Below are 20,910 nucleotides of genomic sequence, written 5' to 3' on the forward strand. Positions count from 1 at the left end.
AATCAAATCCTTGTGATCGTTAAGCTCTGTTAGTGAATGGTTAGAGATAATTTAATGTGCTCTTAGCTTATACTGATTAATCTTGCTGTTCAATATTTAAGCTTGTTTGGGGTGTAAAACATAATTATTGGAAATGGTATAAAAAAGGGTAAAGCAGCGCTTTACCCTTTTAATGTGCGTTTAATTACAGATTATTCGCTAATATCGACACCAGCGCGATTAATTAAGAATTGGCTTAAAATAGGAACAGGGCGGCCAGTTGAACCTTTATTGGCGCCACTATTCCAAGCGGTACCTGCTACGTCTAAATGTGCCCAGTTGTACTTTTTAGCAAAGCGAGACAAGAAACACGCCGCCGTAATAGAACCCGCAGGACGACCACCAAGGTTAGTCATGTCGGCAAATGGGCTGTCTAGCATGTCTTGGTATTCATCCCACAATGGCATACGCCATGCACGGTCGCCACTTTGCTCACCCGCATTAAGTAACTCATGTGCAAGTGGGTTGTGAGAACTAAATAAACCTGAAGCATGTTTACCAAGAGCAATAACACACGCACCTGTTAGGGTTGCTGTGTCGATAACTAACTCTGGGTCAAAGCGTTCAACATAGGTTAATACGTCACATAACACTAAACGGCCTTCAGCGTCGGTGTTAAGTACTTCAACGGTTTGGCCAGACATGGTAGTTAAAATGTCACCAGGGCGATATGCATTGCCAGATGGCATGTTTTCGCAACCAGCTAACACACCAATAACATTGATAGGTAGCTTCATTTCGCACAGTGCTTTCATAGTGCCAATGACACCTGCAGCGCCGCCCATGTCGTATTTCATTTCATCCATGGCTTCGCCAGGTTTTAATGAAATGCCGCCTGAGTCAAAGGTTAATCCTTTACCGACAAGTACGATGGGTTTCTCGGTGCTGTTAACTGCACCTTGATATTCCATCACTGTCATGATCGATTCGTTGCTGCTCGCACGGCCGACTGCAAGGTATGAGTTCATGCCCAATTTGGCCATTTGCTCTTCGCCTACGGTAGTCACTTTAAGGTTTTCGTACACTTCTGCCATTTGGCGAGCTTGAGACGCTAAATATGCTGGGTTACAAATGTTAGGCGGCATGTTGGCCACATCACGACACAGATGCATACCCGCAGAAACAGATGCGCCATGTTCAATTGCGCGTTCGCCAATTGTGAGCTCACGGCGTGTTGGTACATTAAATACCATTTTGCGCAATGGTCGGCGAGTTTCACCCTTGCGGGTTTTTAAGGCGTCAAATGAATACAAGCTGTTTTGAGTCGTTTCAACGGCTTGGCGTACTTTCCAATAGGTGTCGCGGCCTTTGACATGCAGCTCAGTTAAGAAGCATACTGCTTCCATTGAGCCTGTTTCGTTCAACGTACTAATGGTTTTTGTGATGATTTGTTTGTATTGGCGCTCGTCTAACTCACGCTCTTTACCACAGCCAACCAATAACACGCGCTCACTCAATACGTTTGGTACATGATGCAATAGCAGCATTTGTCCTGGTTTACCTTCAAGGTCACCACGACGTAGTAGGTTACTGATGTAACCTTCACTGATTTTGTCCAATTGCTCTGCGATACCAGATAAACGGCGAGGTTCGTAAACGCCAACGACGATACACGCTGAACGTTGTTTTTCGGGGCTGCCGCTCTTTACGCTAAACTCCATGAGCACTCCTAGATTCTTAAAGACAAATTTTTATATTTATTAGATAATGTTTGCATTAGGCCATCTGGCATATAATCAACGAAAAGGTGTTAACTGTTTGGGATTATTAACTAAAAAAAGGCAAAATTTGACAGCCAAAATAAATGTTAACCAAGACCCCAATGCACCTTCCGCGCTGGTCAGAAAACTAGCAAAACTGCTGAAAGTAGACAGTTTACATGAAAGTTGCTCTGATACCAGTAAAAAGATAAGTTTAGCCACCGGATCCTACTTGTGATTGTATTTAGATACCTGATTGGTGAAGTTTTAAAAGCGCAATTTGCAGTACTAATCGTACTGTTAACTATTTTTATCAGTCAGCAATTTGTGCGCGTGCTAGCAGACGCTTCTGACGGCGAATTTCCTGCTTCTTTAGTCATAACACTGTTGGGGCTGAATTTGCCTCAATTAACAGTATTAGTATTACCCTTGAGTTTCTTTTTGGCCATTTTATTGGCCCACGGGCGCATGTATGCCGAAAATGAAATGGTGGTACTGCATGGGGTTGGGGTGAGCGAATGGTATGTTACGCGTGTAACCCTATTAGTGGCTTTTGCCAACTTGTTCTTTACTGCTTATTTGTCGGTATATGTGGGGCCTTGGGCCGAAGAGCGTCAAAATCAAGTATTAGAAAAAGCCCAGTCTGAAGCCGGACTCGCTGCATTAACTCAAGGGCGGTTCCAGGCCAGCCCAAATGGCCGTGCAGTGTTGTTTGTTGAACGCATAAATAAAGACAATACCCTTAATAACGTGTTTGTTGCTCAGCTTCCCGATCCTGAAGACGAAGACGGCCTAACTAATATTGTGGTTGCCCAACAAGGTCGAGTAATAGAGGACAATATTGGTAGCCAACAATTGCAGCTTGAAAAAGGCGTACGTTATCAAGGAAGCCCAAAATCACTTGATATTCAGGTTATTGAGTTTGGTGGTTATAAGATGGAAATCAAGGAGCAGGAGGTCGATGAGCGTCGACGTAAGTTGTCTGCTCTGCCAGTAGAGCAGTTATTGGCAACGCCTGGCCCAGAAGCCGCAGCAGAATTTCAATGGCGGTTGGCTATCCCTATTGCGATCCCGTTAATGACATTAATTGCGGTGCCATTGGCTCGGGTTAATGTTCGTCAAGGTAAATTTGCCAAAATGTTCCCGGCCATTTTATTGTACTTAGGTTATTTTGGGTTGATGGTCGCGGGGCGTAAAGCATTACAAGACGAGGTTGTGCCTCAGTATTTAGGTATGTGGTGGATCCACGCCTGTGCATTGATTTTAGGCTTGTTATTACTAATTAAAGAGCGACCATCAGGTAAAAAATTACTGGGCTTATTTAAACGTAAGCAGGTGGCTGCATGAGAATTTTAGATTTTTATATTGCTCGTGTCATTGTGAGCACGTCTGCGTTATGTTTGCTTATTTTAACTGGTTTGTCGGGCATTATTAAATGGGTTGATCAGTTACGTGTAGTGGGGCGTGGCAGTTACACGTTAATTGATGCGGGCATTTACGTTTTATTTTTAGTTCCTCGTGATGTTGAAATGTTTTTCCCTATGGCGGTATTACTTGGCGCCTTAATTGGCATGGGGATGCTGGCCTCTAATTCTGAATTAGTGGTGATGCAGGCATCCGGTATGTCGCGTTTACAGATCACTCAATCGGCAATGAAAACAGCGATCCCACTCATGATCATGGTGATGGTTTTGGGTGAGTGGGGCGCCCCCGCAGCAGAAAAAAGTGCTAAAGAGTTACAGGCCGTTAAAGTGTCTGGTGGCAGTTTGATTAAGTCTCATCGTGGGATTTGGGCAAAAGACGGTGATATGTTTGTTAATATTGGCGAAGTTCAAAGCATTGATATGCTTAATAATGTCAGTCTATACCGTTTTGATGATGAGTTAGCTTTAACTGATGTTACTCATGCCAATAAAGCGATTTTTATTGATGATGTTTGGCAGCTCTCTGGTGTTGTGACGACTTATGTTCAAGATGAGCGAGTAATAAGAGAACATCTTGATAAAGATACTTGGACATCGTCACTAACACCAGACAAGCTAAGTGTGGTGTCTGTTAAGCCTGAGTCGTTGTCTATTAGAGGCTTACTGGATTATTTAGATTATTTAGAGGTGAATGAACAAGACTCAAGCCGATATGAACTAGCGCTATGGCGTAAGATTATGCAGCCTGTCACTGTTGCTGTGATGATGTTAGTGGCCTTGTCGTTTGTGTTTGGCCCATTACGTACGGTAACCATGGGGGCGAGGGTATTATTGGGGGTTGTCGCTGGATTTAGTTTTTATATTAGCAATCAAATTTTTGGCCCAATGAGTATTGTGTATGAATTACCTGCGTTTGTGGGTGCAGTGACACCGAGTATTTTATTTACCATTTTGGCGATGCATTATATTCGTAAATAATGGTTAAGCGATAAAAAAAACGGCAACTCAGAGGGGTTGCCGTTTTTGTTGCTGAGTTAAATTAAGCGCCGTGCCAATTGCGCATTTGATTGGCTTCTACCGATAGCACCACCACTTCTGAGCGGGTCATTTTATCTTGCAGGGCAAGTTTGTCGCTATTGATTAAAATCCACAGATTACCTACACCTAACAATGACCACACTATGCGAGCGCAAGCTGTGATAAAGCTGAGGTTTTGCCCATTAGGATGTTGAACCTTTAAGCGCCATGCCCTCATGCCTAGGGTTTGTCCGCCTCGGCTCCAGAATATGGCATAAAAACCGCAAACGCATATCACTAACCATAATTGATAAAAACCTTTATATAATGGAGTGCCTAGCAGCGCATCTGAGATATGCTCAAAGCTGTTCATTTGGACAAGTCCTGCGCTATAAAATCCAAAAAAAATGCCGAAACCAAGTGCACCGGCACACATACCTACCGCCACAGCAAGCATGAAATCGTAGACAATTGCACCAAACCGGCGAACAAAACTGGCTCGAGGAAAATTGGCGTGTTCAGTGTTTAACATTGGTATTCCTTTAAACAGATACTGGGTTAAATTTCATCGTCTTCACGAACAAATTTAATGCTGGTGAAACCAAAGCGTGCAAATTCGCTTTTACGAAATTCTTTTTCGGCCTTAGCCCCTTTTTTTGAGGTTAATGCTATTTGTTGCTCCATTGCGAGAAATTTTTTTAAATCAATCCCTTCAGCTTCGGCTGCTGCTTCATAAAGGTCGTGATGTATGTCGTAGCTAAACGGGATCGTTTTTGTTTGACCTTTGAAGGTGTATATCACTTGGCGCGCCATGGCGAACTCCTAACATTATTGTAAAGCATTGAATAAGGGGTCATGCCTTGGTGTTAGTGATAAGGCGGTACAGTCCCCAACGGCAAGAGTGAAGCGGTTCCATCTTGCGTGTAGGTAATAATTGTCCCATGTTAAGTGGCCTAACGCCAAGCAGATTGATAATTTATTAGCTTAACTGTTTATGCTTATTAGCTTAGCATTGAGTCATTTGGCGTTGTAAGTCTAAATATAAATAGCAAGCATCTGCAGGGTAGCTGGTAAGCGATTGGGTTAATTTTTTTGATGTTTCATGTGGCTTAAATCCTTGTTGCTGCCAGTAAGTGTTGGCACCTTGGACTGCAACAAGACCGACACCTTCAATATTTAATTTATGCGCCTGATTAAGTATGTGGGTAATGAGTTGTTTGCCTATTCCCATACCTTGCGCTTTTGGTGAAATGGCCATGTCATGTAAGTACCAACTAGAAGATGCTTGTAATGATATTTCGCTATCCAGTGAAGGTGCATCACCTCGTAACCATGGGTGTACTAGGGCATAGGCTAATACTTGCTGTTTTTGTTCAACGACTAGGCACGTTGAAGGAGACGCTTGCCATTTACTTTGCATTACAGCTAAAGACTCTGGCGTTAAGTCAAGATAACATTGAGCCTGAATTGCCATTATGCTTGGCCAGTCGGTTGGGCAAATCGGACGTATAAGCATATTAATAATCAGTTACTTTGGTTTATTCGAGCTGCGATTATACTTGGGTCTGTTGGTCTTTGCAGGTTGAATCTTGTGCGAGTTTAAAAGCGTTTATCTTTTGCCGCAATGCTTCGCGATCTAGGCCCTAATATGCTTACATAAAAAACATGTTCAACCTGATCTGCTGGCGGCGGTTATTGGCTTGGTGTTATTACTGCTTGTTGTCGCGTTAAAGGTGAGTAGCGTTGATGACTGGTAAAATTAACCAATAACATGTTGTTAAACAAAACCCTAAGTTAGCAAGCACTAACTAAATATCTACACGTTTATCTATGCTACAGTGCTATGTTTTACTCATATGCTTTAGCTGGCTAATGCTATTTATTGTTAGAAGGAACATCAACACAATGGCAATCCATTTACCTTTTTTGTCTACAAGAGCAGTTTATATATCGTTATTAAGTGTGCTTGCTTGCCCATCTTTTATGGCAACGGCGGGTATTGAGGCATTTAAGCCTGGCACCGTCATTAAAGATTATGGCAAGGTTGCACAAGTGAATAGCAGCTTAGTGATCCCCAAAGGGATGAAGTTTAAAGTGGCTTTTGATTTAGGTACAGCCGCTAAACCTGGTGAGTTAAACCGCAGTATTGATACCCTGGCGCGTTTTATTAATATGCACGTGGCTGCTGGGGTAAAATTAGAAGACATATCTCTGGCAATGGTTGTGCATGGACAAGCTGCAAGTGATATGACCCAGACCAGATATTATCAAATGTTAAATGCCAATAAGCATAATGCCAATGCTGACCTCGTTGCTCAGCTAGTAAAGCAAGGTGTAAAGTTTTATGTATGTGGTCAAACTGCGGCTTACTACGGCATCACGTCTGAAGAATTGCTTCCTGGTGTTGATATGGCGCTATCGGCATTGACTGCCCATGCGATATTAGCTCAAGAAGGTTATAGCGTTAACCCTTTCTAAATCTCAGGTGAGAAAGTTATTGGGCTAAATGCTCAAAGACTTCTTGTTTGGTGTATTTGTCGATAATGCGTTTGATGGTGCCATTTGATTGCAGCTCGTCTATCGCGGCATTAATACGGGGTAACAATGCTGCGTGTTCTTTGCGAAGGCGCATGACTAACTGACCTTTAGAATGGACGGCCGCTAATGTAATAGGGCTGTTGAGTTGTTTTGCCCAGTACAATGCGGGTAAGTCACCTGATATAGCTGCTTTTACTCTGTCTTTATACAGTGCTTTTATGAGCTCGCGCTCTGAGATGAAATCTACCCGGGTGAAATTTGCGTCATCATGATACAAATATCCCCTAACGGTGCCTATTTCTTTGCCTTTGAGTTGGTCGATATTTTGCCAGTTTTTGGCATGTTCATCTAAAGTAATAATATTCTCTTGGATGATAAGAAGCGGCGATGATTGGACAAATAGTTCGCCTAAATCGTCATTTGGAAACCAACTTGGGCTAACAAAATCGAAGTCTAATAAACCATTGCCTAATGCATGGTTGGTTCGTTTGGGAGGAAAGTTATGTTTTTCAATTTTGATGTTTGCGGTGGCAAGTATAAGTGGCACTAGCTCACCTAAAATGCCTGGATTATCAGGAGAGTGAGCAATGTAATAAGGAACCCAATTACTTGAGCCGTTGACATTGTATTTGAGGACCGTTTCAGCTTTGACCGGTGAGCAAAAAGAGCACAATACGAAATAAATTACAGCAATAATGCATCTTTTCATTGTAGTACCTCAGCATACGCCTACGACGAAATTAAATTGGGTTTTGTCAATCATACCTAATATTGTTCAAGACACAGTAAACACAAACTAGAATGTTGGTTATTTGGCCTTAATGTATATGTTTTGTGGTGTTTGATTAAGGTGGTTTTCTTGTTTCCCTGGCTCAGTAACATTCCCTGTTTAAGTGCAAGTGCTGCAACGAGCGTTTCATCCCCACGTATGTACATTGAAATAGGCTTAATAATCACGTCATCTACGATGTGTTGTTCGAACTCTTTTTTAGCGATGATAAGGCTTGATTGCCCATCGCTGTCTAGCTTAAGTTTAGCATCTATATCGGTATCTGTGATGATTAGCCAATCTTGTTGCGCTAACTCAACTAATAGATTTTTAAGCCCTTCACCGGTTGCTACTGTGCTGTTATTAGCTTGTTGGTATTGATCTGCAATGCAGGTTAATAAGCGCTTTAGTTGCGCCCCAGCACCCTGACTTCGGGCTTGACGGATCCAGGTTGTTAAATCGTCGGCGACTAACTTAGAAAAGCGTTTTGTTTTTAATGACTCGACCATCCAATTGCATAAATAATGGCTTTCTTGTGCTGGGGTTCGAGTCGCCTTGTGTTGTGAAGCTGAGGCGTTAAGAGCCTCTATGCCTGCAAGTGCTAAAGTGAGTAAGGCTTGGTTATAGGTTTCGGTGGTCATTAGCGCTAATCAATAATGTAGTTTAAAGGCTAGTTTACCGCGAGGCTGCTAATTGCTAAATAGATATTTTATCTTTGGGAGTCGGCCAGAGAGTTGTTGGGTGACTCAATGGCCATAAACGATTATTTTTTAGGTGGAAACTGCGCCAATATAGCCACAACGGTTTGATTTATTCCTTGGGCTTTTTCTTCGCCGCCCTGATCAAAGTGATATTGACTATTACCACGCCAAATTAAGCGTTTGTCTGTTGGGTCTATAATGTCAATTTGAATGGTTTGTGTTTTAGCGGTGTCGCTGCCAATCGGAATACCTATACTGGTACCAACTCCAATGCCACCACCCGAGCCCCATGTACCTGAACCTAGACCAATTGAGAGCCCTGAGTCTTTTTCTTTGTCTTGGGTGACAAAGGCGTAATTAACTAGAAAGTCTGGATTTTCTGCCTGGTAAATATAACCTTGGTTAAGTAATGTTTGCTTGATGTCGTCATTGATTCTGTCGGCTGTGAGTGGGTCGTCAGTTTGCTTTAAGGTTAATTGACTAAAGGTTTTCAAAGTTGAGAAATCATAATTAACATCATAATCTTGTTTGGGTTTTGCCGCGCAGGCAGCGAGAATAAATAAGCTAAATATCATGAGTGTTAGGTAGTGCCAGGTTGGGCGGTTTTCCCTTAACACGAAACGCTTTGATGTTGTCATATGACCTCCTAAAACGTGTAATAATGTACAAAATTAACTCAATTAGTATAACCTTAATATACTTCGATTGTTTGCCTTAACATTGCGAAGCTTATATCAATATATCGCATATCAATAAATAGTCTGCATTTATGTACTGGAGTTAATCTCACTAATTATGGAACAGTTAAGTTTTTTTGCCGTGCCCAGCCCTTGCGTTGGCGTTTGTCAGTCTGACAGTCGCGGGTATTGTTTGGGATGCCTTAGAAGCCGGGATGAACGCTTTAACTGGATGAGTTTTAGTGAATTACAAAAGCAAGATGTCATTCGTTTATGCTTGCAGCGCAAAAAACGTCGTCAATTTGCTCTGCATAAAGCAAGACAGCAAGAATTACTTAATCAGCAAATGGCTCACACTCCTCAATTAGATTTTGAAGACAAGCAAAACTCGGTTGATGATGTCGACCTAGCTGATTTTAGTTTAGATGATTAATCCCAATTTCAATTCTATTGCGCTTTCATTGCATGCCAAAACAAAGTAAAGCTAGCATCACGATGGATTTTATCTCCACCTAAATGTGGGTTGTCGGTAAAAAAACGAATGGCGGCTAAGTACTGACCATGACAATTTTCGAGTAATAATTCGCTGGGGAAATTGGCAATAATGCCTTGTTGTTTACCTTGCTCAATTAACTCAACGACAAAGCTTAAAATACTTGTCATTGCTTGCTTTCTTATCATCACATCAATATCGGCAGACATTGAATATTGTAAAAAGAACAATTGCTTAAGTGGCTGCGCAATGGCCCAATCGATAGCTTTTTGCCATAGGGTATAGGCATCTTGCTCGATGTCACCACTAAACTGAGTGCTGGTGACCATATTATCTGCAAACTCTTGTTTAATCGCTAAAAAAACTTGATTCATTATGTCGTTTTTGGTCGGAAAATGATGAAACAAGGTGCCCGTAGCAACGCCCGCCGCCTTAGCAATAGATGCGGTCGATGTTGCATTAAAGCCTTTATTGACAAACAGTTGCAGCGCTGCGTCTAAAATGGCTTGCTTTTTATCTGTGGTAGTGGAGTTACTGCTCATTAAGTCAAACTGCCTGTGGTTGAACGTGATGAACTGCCCAACAATGATTCTGATTCATTGTGGGCAGTCGCGAGGTTAACGTAAGAAAAACTTCATTAATAGTCGCTGAATGACTCCGCCATAAGGTGGGTGGACAAATATGCCGGTGTTGATTTTACCACTGTTTAACACTGTTTTTGCGTGACTAAAAGTTAAGAAGCCTTCTTTGCCATGGTAATGTCCCATGCCAGAGGGACCAATACCACCAAATGGCGCGTCGTCTGCGGCCACATGGAATACAGTGTCATTAATGCAGACACCGCCAGAATGGGTTTGCTGTAAAATATGTTGTTGGGTCTTATTATCAAAGCTCATGATATATAGTGCTAGAGGTCGGTCTCTTTGATTAACATAACCAATGGCTTCAGAGATGTCTTGATAGGCAATAATGGGTAATAGTGGCCCAAAAATTTCGTCTTGCAATAGCAACATGTCTTCTGTTGTGTCGGTGATCAGTTGCGTGGCTAGTTTTCTATTATTTGACGAAATAGGGGCATCTGTTGCAGACACGACTTTTGCACCTTTGGCTTTAGCATCGTCAAGCACTTTCAATAAGCGTTGAAACTGGCGATCATTAATGACGTTGCCGTAATCTTGATTGTTAACAAAGTCAGGGTACATTTTGTTAAACCTAGCGCGGTAAGTTTCAATAAACTCACTTACTTTGTCGGCTGGGCAGAGTATATAGTCAGGTGCAACACAGATTTGACCGGCATTTAAACATTTTCCAAAAATGAGCCGTTCAACGGCTGTTTCTATGGGCATGTCTGGGGCGATAATTGCCGGTGATTTACCGCCTAACTCTAAGGTGACAGGGGTTAAGTTATTGGCTGCTGCGCGCATAACATGACGACCTACAACAGTTGAGCCGGTAAACAAAATATGATCAAACGCTAAAGATGAAAACTCAGCGGCGACCTCTGCTTCACCTTCAACGATGGCCACTTCAGATGTGTCAAAAATACTGGCCAATAATTGCCTTAGCACGGTATTTGTTTCTGGAGTAAATTCAGACATTTTAAGCATGGCACTATTACCGGCGGCAATAGCGGTTACTAACGGCCCCATAGATAACATGATGGGAAAATTCCATGGCACGATAATACCAATCACCCCCAATGGTTGATACTGCACTGACACTTTAGACGGTGAGAGCAACATACCTGCATGGCGACGGCTGGGTTTCATCCATGACTTAAGGTGTTTTATGGTGTAATTGATATTGTTAATGCAAGGCAAAATATCAGAGATAACGGTGTCATTCGATGATCGGTGACCGTAATCTTGATTAAGCGCATTGATGATTGCTTGTTGGTTATCAAGCAATGCGAGTTTGAGTTGAGTTAATTTTTTTACCCGAGACTCATAACTCGGTGCCGGATTTGACAGATACCGACTTCGTTGTAAGTCGAGTAATTGAGCGAGTGAGTTTACGGTTTGTTCAACTGCCATGTTCATTATATTGTTCTCCGGCGGGTTGTTTGAGTCGGTTGTTTGCGCCATGTAGCTTAAAACAAGTGTAATAAATAGCGATTTGCAATCATACAACACAATAAACCGACTGATTGGTCGGTCTAACTTTAGGGTGTATTTTGAACAAATGCAAGTTTTAGACACTGATTTGATTGTGATCACTAAAAAGTCACGTATTCATGTCTACACTAAATATAAGAGGAGTGAAGGATGTTAATAGAGTCAAATTGATTGTATTAGCAGTAAAGGAGTAAGTGGTTAATTCACTCTTTTGTGGTTCACGTGTTAGGAGGATAACAAAATGCGTACACGAAATATTTTATGGCCTACAGATTTTTCTGATACGGCGTCACATGCTTTACGATATGCCATTGAAATGGCCAATTTATATCATGTTGGCATCCGTATTTTACATGTAGTCGATCAACCTCTTGGTGATGAAAACTATATGATACTTGCTATTACGCCAGAAGAATTGGCCCAATCAATGGAAGACGCTGCAGCGAAACAAATGCATGAATTGCTGGCTCAGTTAAAAACCGATTTAAAAATCGAGACGGTTATCCGTCGTGGTGATGCAATTACAGAAATCTTAGCCGAAGCGAATAGCGACGAGATTGGTATGGTGGTGATTGCAAGCCATGGTCGAACTGGGCTTGCTCACTTTTTACATGATAATGTGGCTGAAGAAGTCGCAAACAAAGCCAAGTGCCCAGTGTTAGTGGTTAAGTAAAAGTAACCACAACAGACTCTAGAAACTTGACCCTGGCTCATTTAGAAAGTCGATTTCAGCTGGGGTTGAGGTGCGTCCTAAAATTGCATTACGGTGAGGGTAGCTTTAATTGAGTAATAATCGCTTGGTGATCTTGTTCAATCGCTAGATTGTTTGGGGCGTATTGGGCAAAAAGTGGTAATGCTTGTTGATGAATTAATGTTGATTCACTGTGCATATACGGCATGATTAAAAATAGCGCTTGTTGTGGCGGGAGTTGTGTTAAGCATCCAAGGACACCGGCTTCTTGAGATAGCACGAATGCGGTTGCATCTGCAATAAATGCACGCTGGGTGTTTCGGTAAATGTTGCGGGAAAATTGATCTAATACGATTATTTCAGCTAAACGACCTAAAGGCGTTTTGCGCCACGAGTATAACTCCCCTTTTACTGCTGCATCGTGTAAAGCTGTGAATTTAAAGCATCAAACTCACCGTCTTTTAGCCACCATTGTTTGAGGCTTATTTGTTTAAACCACAAATCAATGATGTCGTTAGAGCTGATATCCATGGTTGCCCTTTAGTTTATCGTGCTTACTTAACCTCAGCTCTGGATAACAAACGCCTTTCAAGCAGTCCTTTGCCTTCCTCACTGCGTTGAATTAACTTGCAATAGGCTAGCTATTGACGCGTTAATTCGTCTTGTTAGCAAAACAAATCACAAGCTTGACAGTGGATTTTAGTCAATCTATTGATTTATATCGTTATCAATACATCTCTTATCCAGAGTTGAGGTTACTTAAATCCAGTTTTGCGAGTTACGACTCACCGAATGCAGTGAGCGTGATACAATTTGATCTGCAATATGCGCTGGAATGTAAGGAAACACCACACTTCCGCTGGCAAGACCGACTTCAACATAAGCAAGCCTTGCCCGTTTTTGCCCTTGAGTTTGGGTTATTTTAACATGCTGTACTTTGTCAAAAGCAATGCGTTTCCATTGCCTGCCTAATAAACCTGTGTGCTGCCAAATCACCTTATCTTGCAGTACATATCCCCAATGCTTATAGCGTAAATACATTAAACCGATAATCACTGATGTGATGAGCCAGGTGGTTTCAAAAAAGTGTAAGTTGCGCCCATTGAGCCCGCCAATTATTGATATCAAAATTGCGATTGCCAGTGGTATTAGTGCTCTTCTTGTAAACCAATTGATGTGGATTTGTGTGTATTTATCGGGTAAAGCGCTGGCGCCGCCACTGAGCTTTGGCATGGCTGTTAATATGGCTTCAACTTCGCTGGGTTGTACACTGGGTATAAGCATATGTTGCTTGGTTTTTTGCTCAACCTCTTGGCCTTTGACCTGTTTAAAATATAAGGTCCAACGTTTAAATAGGCGCGCTAAAGCAGGTTGCTGGGCATGAATAAGTTGTACCCGCTTGATGGCTAATGCATCTTGTTGATGTGAAATTATGCCGCCACTGCGTTGTAAGGTGTCGTCGTGTCTGTCGAGTTTATAAGGATAATATTTTAATACGGCGGCGATAATCGAAATAAGCGAAAAGAGTCCATATAAACACAGTGCGCCAAGAATAAAAAATAAGCTTTGTAAGCCGATGTTTTGATGGGTTTGGGTTTCAATCCATAGCCAAAATTGTTTGGCTAATGGTGAGTCAAATATCTTTTCCATATCGATTTGGCCAGCGATGGGACCTGCAATAACGGCAAACCAAATAAAATTATTATGATAAAAACCAAACAATAATAAATCGCGAAATGATTTACGAACGATGGGTTTTGAGTCATTTTCAGCTAAGTCATCTTCTATTAATGACTGTGTATGAGTTACGGACTCGGTATCTTGATTTGCGCCATTGTTTATAGGCTCATTGTGTGTATGGATGGTTCGTTTTAAATTGAGTAATAAGCGTTTAAGTGTTTGTGCTTGTAAGGTATCTAGTGCGGCAAGCTGCGCTTCATCGTTTTTGGAGCCGGCCGTCTCTATGATTAACGTGCCTAGTGATAGGGGTTTAAAATAAAAGGGTTGTTCAAAGCGAATGTTTTGGATTTTGCTTAATGGAATTTCATCTTTTTTAGTAAAAAAAAGCCCACGTTTTACTTCGAGTTGTTCGCCATTTAAACGAAAACGAAATTTTCGCCATTCTATGGTGGCAGCAATGCTCACAAGGATGATTAATGCACCTACAGCCATGATGAACCATTGGGCATCAAATCCTTGTTTCCAGCCCGTATACACTAAGGGTATCACTGCAAATCCATTGCTAAGAATGCCTTTAAGGGTGCTGAAAATATAAGTAATAATTGACCATGGCGATAATGCCTGCCAGTGGGTGAGTTGCTCCGCAAAATGATGGCTATTATCAGCAATATTTACATTTTGGGGTGTCATATTGTGTTGATTATTCATGATGAGGGCGAACCTCGTCTACATGCTCTGAGTTGTTGTTTTGCTGAGCTTGCGAGTCTGGCATTGCAGCACTTTTTTGTGGCATATGACTCGTGGCTGCCTTTACCAATAAATGCTGGCGAAGATGCTCGGCTAGGTCAGCATTGAGGCCGGGGAGGTCAATTTCTGCTACGCCACTGCCAGCACTAAAGCATTTTAATGTGACAAGGTGATATTTTCGCTCTAGTGGGTCTTGAGATACATTAACATGTTGTAAGCGGGTATAAGGTAATGCCGTTGTGGATACCCAAAACAGCCCTTCACGCAATACCAGTTCATGCTCAAATACCCCATAGCTTATCCGCTTAGCTTTTAGGTGGATAAGTTTAATGATAATCAATGCAAGCAAAGCATAAGCAGTTAATATAGATAAGGTTACATTGATTGGGATGTTGAGGGCAATTTGGCTGACAATGCCTAGGGCTAGCATGATTATCACGGCGATGGTGATGCTAATAATCAACAGTAATTTAGGGTAGTTAGCATCAACGGCTTGCAAAGTTAATTCGGCTAAAGGGGTATATTGTACCTGGGTTAACTTTGGGCCATGTTGATAATGATTTAACTCTGCCGCAGACTCAGCTGTTGAATCTGAGGCTTGTGCGACTAAAGGCTGGCTTTTTTGTGTCGGGTCCATGTTCATTATTATGTTATACCTTTGTTACCGTATCCTTATCATACTGCCATGGTTTTAGGGCAATTTGCGATCTCAAGGTTGTAAATGTTTATCTCAAGCCGCAGTTTGATTATTGCTTAGCAGTTGATATTACTTGCATGCAGGGCAACACATGCAGTAATTTCAAGTTAAGGGCTACTATTTATAGGACGTTATCATGATGTTTTCTGAGCTTAGTGAGGCCAGTAAGTCGCAAAAAGCCTTCTTAAGAAAGCTGTATTTAGCGCATTTGCTCGATGAAGAACAACATAATTTATTAAGCTTACAAAAGTTAACAGGCATGCCAAGGCGAACCTTGCAGGATGCTATTTCAGCTTTTTCTGATATTGGTATTCAAGTTGATTTTATTCAACATGGTCAGCGACATAATGAGGGATTTTATCGTATTTCAACTTGGGGGCCTATTAGCAGCGCATGGGTAAGCAGCCATTTTCAACTGATACAATCAGTGATAGAAGAGGGTGAGTGTCAGGGCGTAGCGTGTTAGACATTGAGTGTTAATCTTGTTTATTCTGAGTCTATTATGACCATTCGCATTTTATTATTTGATACTCAAGGGCTGTTGTTATCATCTGGTGACGCTGATTTGATGGCGCAATATGATCCTGAACTCCATTTAATATGGATAGATATTAATGGACCGAATAATCGAGCATTTTTTCAAGATAACCCTCAGTTTGGTATTGATAACCTAGATTTTGATGACGCTCATAGAGAGCGGCACCCTCCTCAAATTGAATTTTATAGTGATCATACTTACCTATTAACTCATGAGTTAAAGGCGCGAGAATCGTATCTTTTACTCGACCGAAGTCACTTACTGATACACGTCAATCAACAGTTTTTAATTACTCAGCATTTGGCATCCTCTATGAGTGTTAATAGTGTTATTGAGCGCTTAAATGATAAACGTAGCATTGAATCACAAAATATGAGCTCGATATGTTTTTTGATCATGCGCCAAATTGTGACAGATTTTTTAGCGGTAATGCTGGCATTAGAAGAACGCTTAAATGACATAGAAGATGAGATTTTTGATGCATCAAGCGACGACTTACTTGCAGAACTGCTGGCTTACAGCAGTAAGTTGCAAAAGGCAAAGCGCTCGTTTACCTATCATGAAGAACTCTTGCAACAAATGTTAGACAATGAAGCGCAAAAACATATTGAGTTTGATTATCAACAGTTAAGCTATTTGTATAATCAATTTGAGCGTTTATCGAGTCGTGCCAGTTTGTACCAAGGTCTGGTGAGTAATTTAATTAATGGTTTTATTTCGGTAAGTGCCCATAAAACTAATCGGGTGATGATGACCTTAACCTTAGTGACGGCAATATTTTTACCCCTAACGGTCATCGCGGGTATTTATGGGATGAACTTTCAACATATGCCAGAGTTAACATGGCAATATGGTTATTATGCAATATTGATCATAATGGCAGCAATTGTCGTATCTGGTTTGTGGATTGCTAAATTAAAGCGCTGGTTTTAATACCAAGGAGGCAAACTTGTCAGGTTGGCAACAAGGGTTTGACTTTGACGCACCACAAAGTAGCTTGGATGTTAATGGTCATAGGCATCACGCAGTAACGCCCCCCGTGACCTGGATTAAAGGTTTTTTGTCCAGTAAACAGCAACAGTTGTTACTAAATGAAGTCACTCATTATCCACTAGAAAGAGTGTCGATTGAGGTCTTTGGTAAACAGCACCTCATTCCGCGTACGCAAGCTTGGTTTGGCGATCCAGGTTGTGATTATCATTATTCTAAATTGCACATTAGTGCCTTGCCATGGCCTAAGGTACTTAGCCGATTACGTCAAAAATTGCTTACTGACCATCAACTACAAAGCAATTCAGTACTCGTAAATTGTTATGCTAATGGGCGAGACTGTATGGGCTGGCACAGTGATGATGAACCTGAAATTGTAGCAGGGTCTGCTATTGCTTCTGTAACGCTTGGCGCCTGTAGAGACTTTGTTGTGCGCCATAAAAAAACACAAACTAAAGTGAGTTTTGCTTTGGCGTCAGGTGACTTGTTGATTATGCATCCAGGTATGCAGCAAGATTGGCAACACGCGTTACCAAAGCGACTTAAAGTGACCGAGCCTAGGATTAACTTTACCTTTAGGCATATTACCCCTCAATACTACCGCTAATCTCAGTCCAGTTAACGATAAAAAGCAGCCTGTTTTGAACCTTATTGCCGTTTATTACCGTATCAATGAGGTATAAAACACCTGATAAGGGCTGTCATACATGAGTAACGCAAACGTTCAACCTTTAACTGACTGTAATACGACGTCCTCAGCCAAAAAAGCTAAGGCGCTTTATTGGCTTGGCGATGATCTTCGTTTAGCTGACAATGCCATTTTGTCAGATATTTCCCAAAATGCTCAACAGCTTATGCTTGTGTACTGCATTGAGCCGCAATGGTTTGCAAAGGCCCAATACCAAGCACAGTATTTGGGGAAACATAGGCTAAAATTCTTACTTGAGTCGTTGCAAGCGTTAGACGAGGCACTGAGTCAATATGGTCAGCAACTGCATATAATGTATGGTCAGGCGCAGCTGTGTTTACCATATTTAATTAACACTCATGATATTACGCGAGTTTACCGAAGCGACCATGGCGGTGCAGATGAGCGCGCCAAATGGCAAGCGATTAAACAACAGTGCGATTCAAATACTGAATTTACAACATTTACTACCCAAACCTTGTTTAGCTCACAGCAACTTCCTTTTGAGTTAGATGAACTTCCACCTAGCTTTAGCCAATTTCGAAAACTAGTGAACAACAGCCATTTTGAAGCAGTGAAAGATGAAGTCACTTGGTTGCCGCCTATGGTTGCTCTAAAGTCACAAGATAAATTAATACAAAAATGGGTCGCTTATCCTGATTGGTTACCACAAACACATATGCTTAGTAATGTCTTTAGCGGCGGCGAATTACAAGGCAAACTGCAATTAGGAAGTTATTTTGCATCAAACTTAGCCCACAGTTACAAAATTGTGCGAAACGAACTCGCTGGATGGGAGCACTCAACTAAGTTTTCTCCTTGGTTGGCTAATGGCTGTTTATCTGCTCGACAAGTGTTGTCTGCATTACACGAATTTGAATCGCAACATGGGGCTAATGAGTCATCTCGATGGATTGAATATGAGTTATTGTGGCGCGAATATTTTCATTGGTATGCACATAAATTTAACAACAAACTATTTTGGTTTTCAGGGATAACGGGCAAAAAGCCTTTAACCAGTTTTTATGCCAAGCGGTTGCAATCATGGAAAACGGCAACCACTCCTTACCCGCTAGTAAATGCATTAATGACGCAGTTAAATCAAACAGGCTATATGTCTAATCGTGGAAGACAAATAGTGGCCAGTTGTTTAATTCATGAATTGCAATGTGATTGGCGTTACGGTGCGGCTTACTTTCAGCAACAATTAATCGATTATGATGTAGCAATTAATTGGGGTAATTGGCAATATTTAGCTGGTGTGGGGGCCGATCCTCGAGGATCTAGACGGTTTAATCTCGCCAAGCAGCAACAGATATATGATCCTCAAGGTCAGTTTATTAAAGCTTGGCTTGGCAGTGTGGCTTTGCAGCAAAATAGCATTAAGCTCGTTAGCGAACTTGATGGTGTCGACATGGCCGATTGGCCTTGTTAATAAAGCGATTGGTATTTTTTGGCACGTCATATTTTGTGCACTGCTAATCAGTTTTGGTTTGCTTGTTTGACCTTTATTGTGCAAACCAGTACCCTTCGGTTTCATTGATATGAATTAACAAGAGTATCACTATGTCTGTCGAACAAATCATTACAGATAAATTGAGTCAAGCCTTTGCACCAGTGCACCTTGAGGTGATTAATGAAAGTAATCGTCATCATGTGCCGCCTAACTCAGAAACCCATTTTAAAGTAGTCATTGTCAGCGAGCTGTTTAACGAGCAACGTTTATTGGCTCGCCATCGTTTAGTTAATCAAGCTTTAGCAGATGAACTAGCAAGCGGTGTACATGCCTTATCAATTAATGTTTACACTGAAGCTGAATGGCAGTCATTAGATGCGGTACCAAGAACACCTAACTGCAAAGGATAGGGGTTAACACTCGCTGAGATTCACTAATATCAACGTTCAGCTTGAGATAACAAAATTAATTTAATCAGTACGTTAAGCGATAAAGCCTCACAAGTTAGTGAGGTTTTTTTATTGGTGCAATCGTTGCCAGATGTGACGAATATGTTAAATTAACCTTAACATGGTGCAAAATATGCGATATGCAGATTAAACCGTTCATACTTTGCGCAACGAGTATCGCTCTTATTAAATTTGACGCAGTGATGTATTCACCGCTCGTTTACCGTCAGTCAACGCTTGTGCATTCGTTAATTTTTCGGTTACTAAAAGCATTGTTCTTGTCGCTATGAGGTTGATTTTTATGATGTAGAGCAACCATTATGCTCTAAAAACTAAGGATATTATCATGGGTATGCTGAAACAGGCCGGTTGGGTAATCGGGTTAGTTTTTTTATTAGGTTGTGAACCAGAACCACCTATGTCGACGCCTGTTACTGAATCATCTGTGATACCACATCAAGTGATTAAGTGGCGTTTAGCAACTTCTTGGCCCAAAAATCTTGCAGGTTTGGGCATGGCTCCTGAGCGGTTTGCTGAGTTAGTTGAGCAAATGTCTAATGGGCGTTTATCAATTGATGTCTATGGTGCAGGGGAGTTGATGCCGGCATTATCTGTTTTTGATGGTGTTAGCACTGGCACGGTAGAAATGGGGCACAGCGCTGCTTATTACTGGAAAGGCAAAGCCCCGGCTTCGCAGTTTTTCTCTTCAATTCCTTTTGGATTAACCGCTCAACAAATGAACGCATGGCTTTTTTATGGCGGCGGTTTAGAGTTGTGGGAGGAGGTCTATCAACCATTCGGTATTTTACCTTTACCTGGAGGTAATACGGGCATGCAAATGGGCGGATGGTTTAATAAGCTTATTGTGTCTCCGGACGACTTTAAAGGGCTAAAAATGCGCCTGCCAGGCATTGGCGGTGAAGTGCTCAAAAAGTTGGGTGCAGTGCCAGTTGATGCTTTGGCTGGTCGAGAGTTATATGGCGCATTACAAACGGGGGCGATAGACGCCGCCGAATGGGTTGGACCTTATAACGATTTACCATTAGGGCTGAATCAGGTGGCTAAATATTATTATTATCCCGGTTGGCACGAGCCGGGTTCAACCATGGAATTCTTAATCAATAAGCAAGCGTTTGCAGCATTACCAAATGATTTACAAATGATTGTTAAAGTGGCTGCTCGTGCGGTGAATCAAGATATGCTTGACGATTACACCCAAGGCCATATATCTGCAATGGACACTCTGATTAATGAACATGGCGTGACGGTTAAGCCGTTTCCAGACGCTGTGATTTTTGCGTTAAAAAATGCACGAGATGAGGTGTTGGCGCAAGAGGCTGCTAAAGATCCATTATTTGCTAAAGTATTACAGGCATATCTAACGAATGAAGCGTCTGTTAAACGTTACTTTAACTATACAGAAGCTGCCTTAAACCATGTTGAATAAAATGATGCACACACAAGCTGTAGCGTAGCCGCAATAGTGATATTATTTAGATATT

The 20,910-nt window shown here is 41.6% G+C and carries 22 protein-coding genes and 1 pseudogene; 11 read left to right on the plus strand and 12 right to left on the minus strand.

What is annotated here, in order from left to right; all coding sequences use genetic code 11:
• Positions 1-191: 191 nt before the first annotated feature.
• Positions 192-1,700, minus strand: a complete 1,509-nt coding sequence (gene pepA / locus IEW93_RS15535; protein ID WP_188740210.1) for a leucyl aminopeptidase — start codon at positions 1,698-1,700, stop codon at positions 192-194.
• Between the two features lie 273 nt (positions 1,701-1,973).
• Here pepA and lptF point away from each other — a divergent pair, with 273 nt between their 5' ends.
• The gene (gene lptF, locus IEW93_RS15540) at positions 1,974-3,086 is read left to right on the plus strand and encodes an LPS export ABC transporter permease LptF (protein WP_188740211.1); all 1,113 of its coding nucleotides are present in this window, start codon (positions 1,974-1,976) and stop codon (positions 3,084-3,086) included.
• Complete coding sequence (lptG, locus tag IEW93_RS15545) at positions 3,083-4,141, plus strand: LPS export ABC transporter permease LptG (protein WP_188740212.1); 1,059 nt, start codon at positions 3,083-3,085, stop codon at positions 4,139-4,141. The genes lptF and lptG overlap by 4 nt, the downstream gene beginning before the upstream one ends.
• Positions 4,142-4,202: 61 nt before the next feature.
• Here the strand turns inward: lptG and IEW93_RS15550 are convergent, their stop codons facing one another.
• From IEW93_RS15550 to IEW93_RS15560, 3 genes are all read right to left on the minus strand, one after another.
• Positions 4,203-4,712 carry an RDD family protein gene (locus tag IEW93_RS15550; protein WP_188740213.1) on the minus strand — a complete coding sequence of 170 codons (510 nt, stop codon included), beginning with the start codon at positions 4,710-4,712 and terminating at the stop codon, positions 4,203-4,205.
• 26 nt (positions 4,713-4,738) lie between these two features.
• On the minus strand, positions 4,739-4,993 hold the full coding sequence (locus IEW93_RS15555) for a DUF2960 domain-containing protein (RefSeq protein ID WP_188740214.1): 255 nt from the start codon (positions 4,991-4,993) through the stop codon (positions 4,739-4,741).
• Between the two features lie 193 nt (positions 4,994-5,186).
• Positions 5,187-5,696 carry a GNAT family N-acetyltransferase gene (locus tag IEW93_RS15560; RefSeq protein ID WP_188740215.1) on the minus strand — a complete coding sequence of 170 codons (510 nt, stop codon included), beginning with the start codon at positions 5,694-5,696 and terminating at the stop codon, positions 5,187-5,189.
• Between the two features lie 389 nt (positions 5,697-6,085).
• Between IEW93_RS15560 and IEW93_RS15565 the strand changes: the two genes are divergently transcribed.
• Entirely contained in the window at positions 6,086-6,658 is a 573-nt protein-coding gene (locus tag IEW93_RS15565) for a DsrE family protein (protein ID WP_188740216.1), read from the plus strand.
• Positions 6,659-6,674: 16 nt separating this feature from the next.
• On the opposite strand, the gene IEW93_RS15570 is transcribed toward IEW93_RS15565, so the two are convergent.
• The 3 genes from IEW93_RS15570 to IEW93_RS15580 all read right to left on the minus strand — a co-directional run bounded on the left by IEW93_RS15570 (position 6,675) and on the right by IEW93_RS15580 (position 8,826).
• On the minus strand, positions 6,675-7,427 hold the full coding sequence (locus IEW93_RS15570) for a substrate-binding periplasmic protein (RefSeq protein ID WP_188740217.1): 753 nt from the start codon (positions 7,425-7,427) through the stop codon (positions 6,675-6,677).
• A gap of 56 nt (positions 7,428-7,483) precedes the next feature.
• Positions 7,484-8,128 (minus strand): DUF2913 family protein, encoded by a 645-nt coding sequence (locus IEW93_RS15575; RefSeq protein WP_188740218.1) that lies wholly within the window; start codon positions 8,126-8,128, stop codon positions 7,484-7,486.
• 122 nt (positions 8,129-8,250) lie between these two features.
• Positions 8,251-8,826 (minus strand): DUF4136 domain-containing protein, encoded by a 576-nt coding sequence (locus tag IEW93_RS15580; RefSeq protein ID WP_188740219.1) that lies wholly within the window; start codon positions 8,824-8,826, stop codon positions 8,251-8,253.
• A 157-nt stretch (positions 8,827-8,983) separates the two neighbouring features.
• Here IEW93_RS15580 and IEW93_RS15585 point away from each other — a divergent pair, with 157 nt between their 5' ends.
• Positions 8,984-9,298 carry a DUF1289 domain-containing protein gene (locus IEW93_RS15585; protein WP_188740220.1) on the plus strand — a complete coding sequence of 105 codons (315 nt, stop codon included), beginning with the start codon at positions 8,984-8,986 and terminating at the stop codon, positions 9,296-9,298.
• Positions 9,299-9,312: 14 nt separating this feature from the next.
• Here the strand turns inward: IEW93_RS15585 and IEW93_RS15590 are convergent, their stop codons facing one another.
• Positions 9,313-9,900 (minus strand): TetR/AcrR family transcriptional regulator, encoded by a 588-nt coding sequence (locus tag IEW93_RS15590; RefSeq protein WP_188740221.1) that lies wholly within the window; start codon positions 9,898-9,900, stop codon positions 9,313-9,315.
• 75 nt (positions 9,901-9,975) lie between these two features.
• Positions 9,976-11,397 (minus strand): coniferyl aldehyde dehydrogenase, encoded by a 1,422-nt coding sequence (locus IEW93_RS15595; RefSeq protein WP_188740222.1) that lies wholly within the window; start codon positions 11,395-11,397, stop codon positions 9,976-9,978.
• Positions 11,398-11,713: 316 nt separating this feature from the next.
• Between IEW93_RS15595 and IEW93_RS15600 the strand changes: the two genes are divergently transcribed.
• Entirely contained in the window at positions 11,714-12,145 is a 432-nt protein-coding gene (locus tag IEW93_RS15600) for a universal stress protein (protein ID WP_188740223.1), read from the plus strand.
• An 18-nt stretch (positions 12,146-12,163) separates the two neighbouring features.
• Here the strand turns inward: IEW93_RS15600 and IEW93_RS15605 are convergent.
• The 3 genes and pseudogenes from IEW93_RS15605 to IEW93_RS15615 form a co-directional block, all read right to left on the minus strand.
• A pseudogene (locus IEW93_RS15605) lies at positions 12,164-12,694 on the minus strand (DUF924 family protein).
• 228 nt (positions 12,695-12,922) lie between these two features.
• On the minus strand, positions 12,923-14,551 hold the full coding sequence (locus IEW93_RS15610) for a PH domain-containing protein (RefSeq protein WP_188740224.1): 1,629 nt from the start codon (positions 14,549-14,551) through the stop codon (positions 12,923-12,925).
• On the minus strand, positions 14,544-15,233 hold the full coding sequence (locus IEW93_RS15615; RefSeq protein ID WP_229706705.1) for a PH domain-containing protein: 690 nt from the start codon (positions 15,231-15,233) through the stop codon (positions 14,544-14,546). The genes IEW93_RS15610 and IEW93_RS15615 overlap by 8 nt, the downstream gene beginning before the upstream one ends.
• A 193-nt stretch (positions 15,234-15,426) precedes the next feature.
• On the opposite strand from IEW93_RS15615, the gene IEW93_RS15620 reads away from it, so the two are divergent.
• From IEW93_RS15620 to IEW93_RS15645, 6 genes are all read left to right on the plus strand, one after another.
• Positions 15,427-15,753 (plus strand): winged helix-turn-helix domain-containing protein, encoded by a 327-nt coding sequence (locus tag IEW93_RS15620; RefSeq protein WP_373284937.1) that lies wholly within the window; start codon positions 15,427-15,429, stop codon positions 15,751-15,753.
• Positions 15,754-15,789: 36 nt separating this feature from the next.
• Positions 15,790-16,758, plus strand: a complete 969-nt coding sequence (locus tag IEW93_RS15625; RefSeq protein ID WP_188740226.1) for a magnesium transporter CorA family protein — start codon at positions 15,790-15,792, stop codon at positions 16,756-16,758.
• A 16-nt stretch (positions 16,759-16,774) separates the two neighbouring features.
• Entirely contained in the window at positions 16,775-17,422 is a 648-nt protein-coding gene (locus IEW93_RS15630) for an alpha-ketoglutarate-dependent dioxygenase AlkB family protein (RefSeq protein WP_188740227.1), read from the plus strand.
• A gap of 100 nt (positions 17,423-17,522) precedes the next feature.
• Complete coding sequence (locus IEW93_RS15635; protein ID WP_188740228.1) at positions 17,523-18,938, plus strand: DASH family cryptochrome; 1,416 nt, start codon at positions 17,523-17,525, stop codon at positions 18,936-18,938.
• Positions 18,939-19,069: 131 nt separating this feature from the next.
• Positions 19,070-19,369 (plus strand): BolA family protein, encoded by a 300-nt coding sequence (locus tag IEW93_RS15640; protein WP_188740229.1) that lies wholly within the window; start codon positions 19,070-19,072, stop codon positions 19,367-19,369.
• A gap of 385 nt (positions 19,370-19,754) precedes the next feature.
• Positions 19,755-20,855 (plus strand): TRAP transporter substrate-binding protein, encoded by a 1,101-nt coding sequence (locus tag IEW93_RS15645; RefSeq protein WP_188740230.1) that lies wholly within the window; start codon positions 19,755-19,757, stop codon positions 20,853-20,855.
• Positions 20,856-20,910: the final 55 nt, after the last annotated feature.

This window comes from Shewanella inventionis, from assembly GCF_014641855.1.
GTDB lineage: Bacteria > Pseudomonadota > Gammaproteobacteria > Enterobacterales > Shewanellaceae > Shewanella > Shewanella inventionis.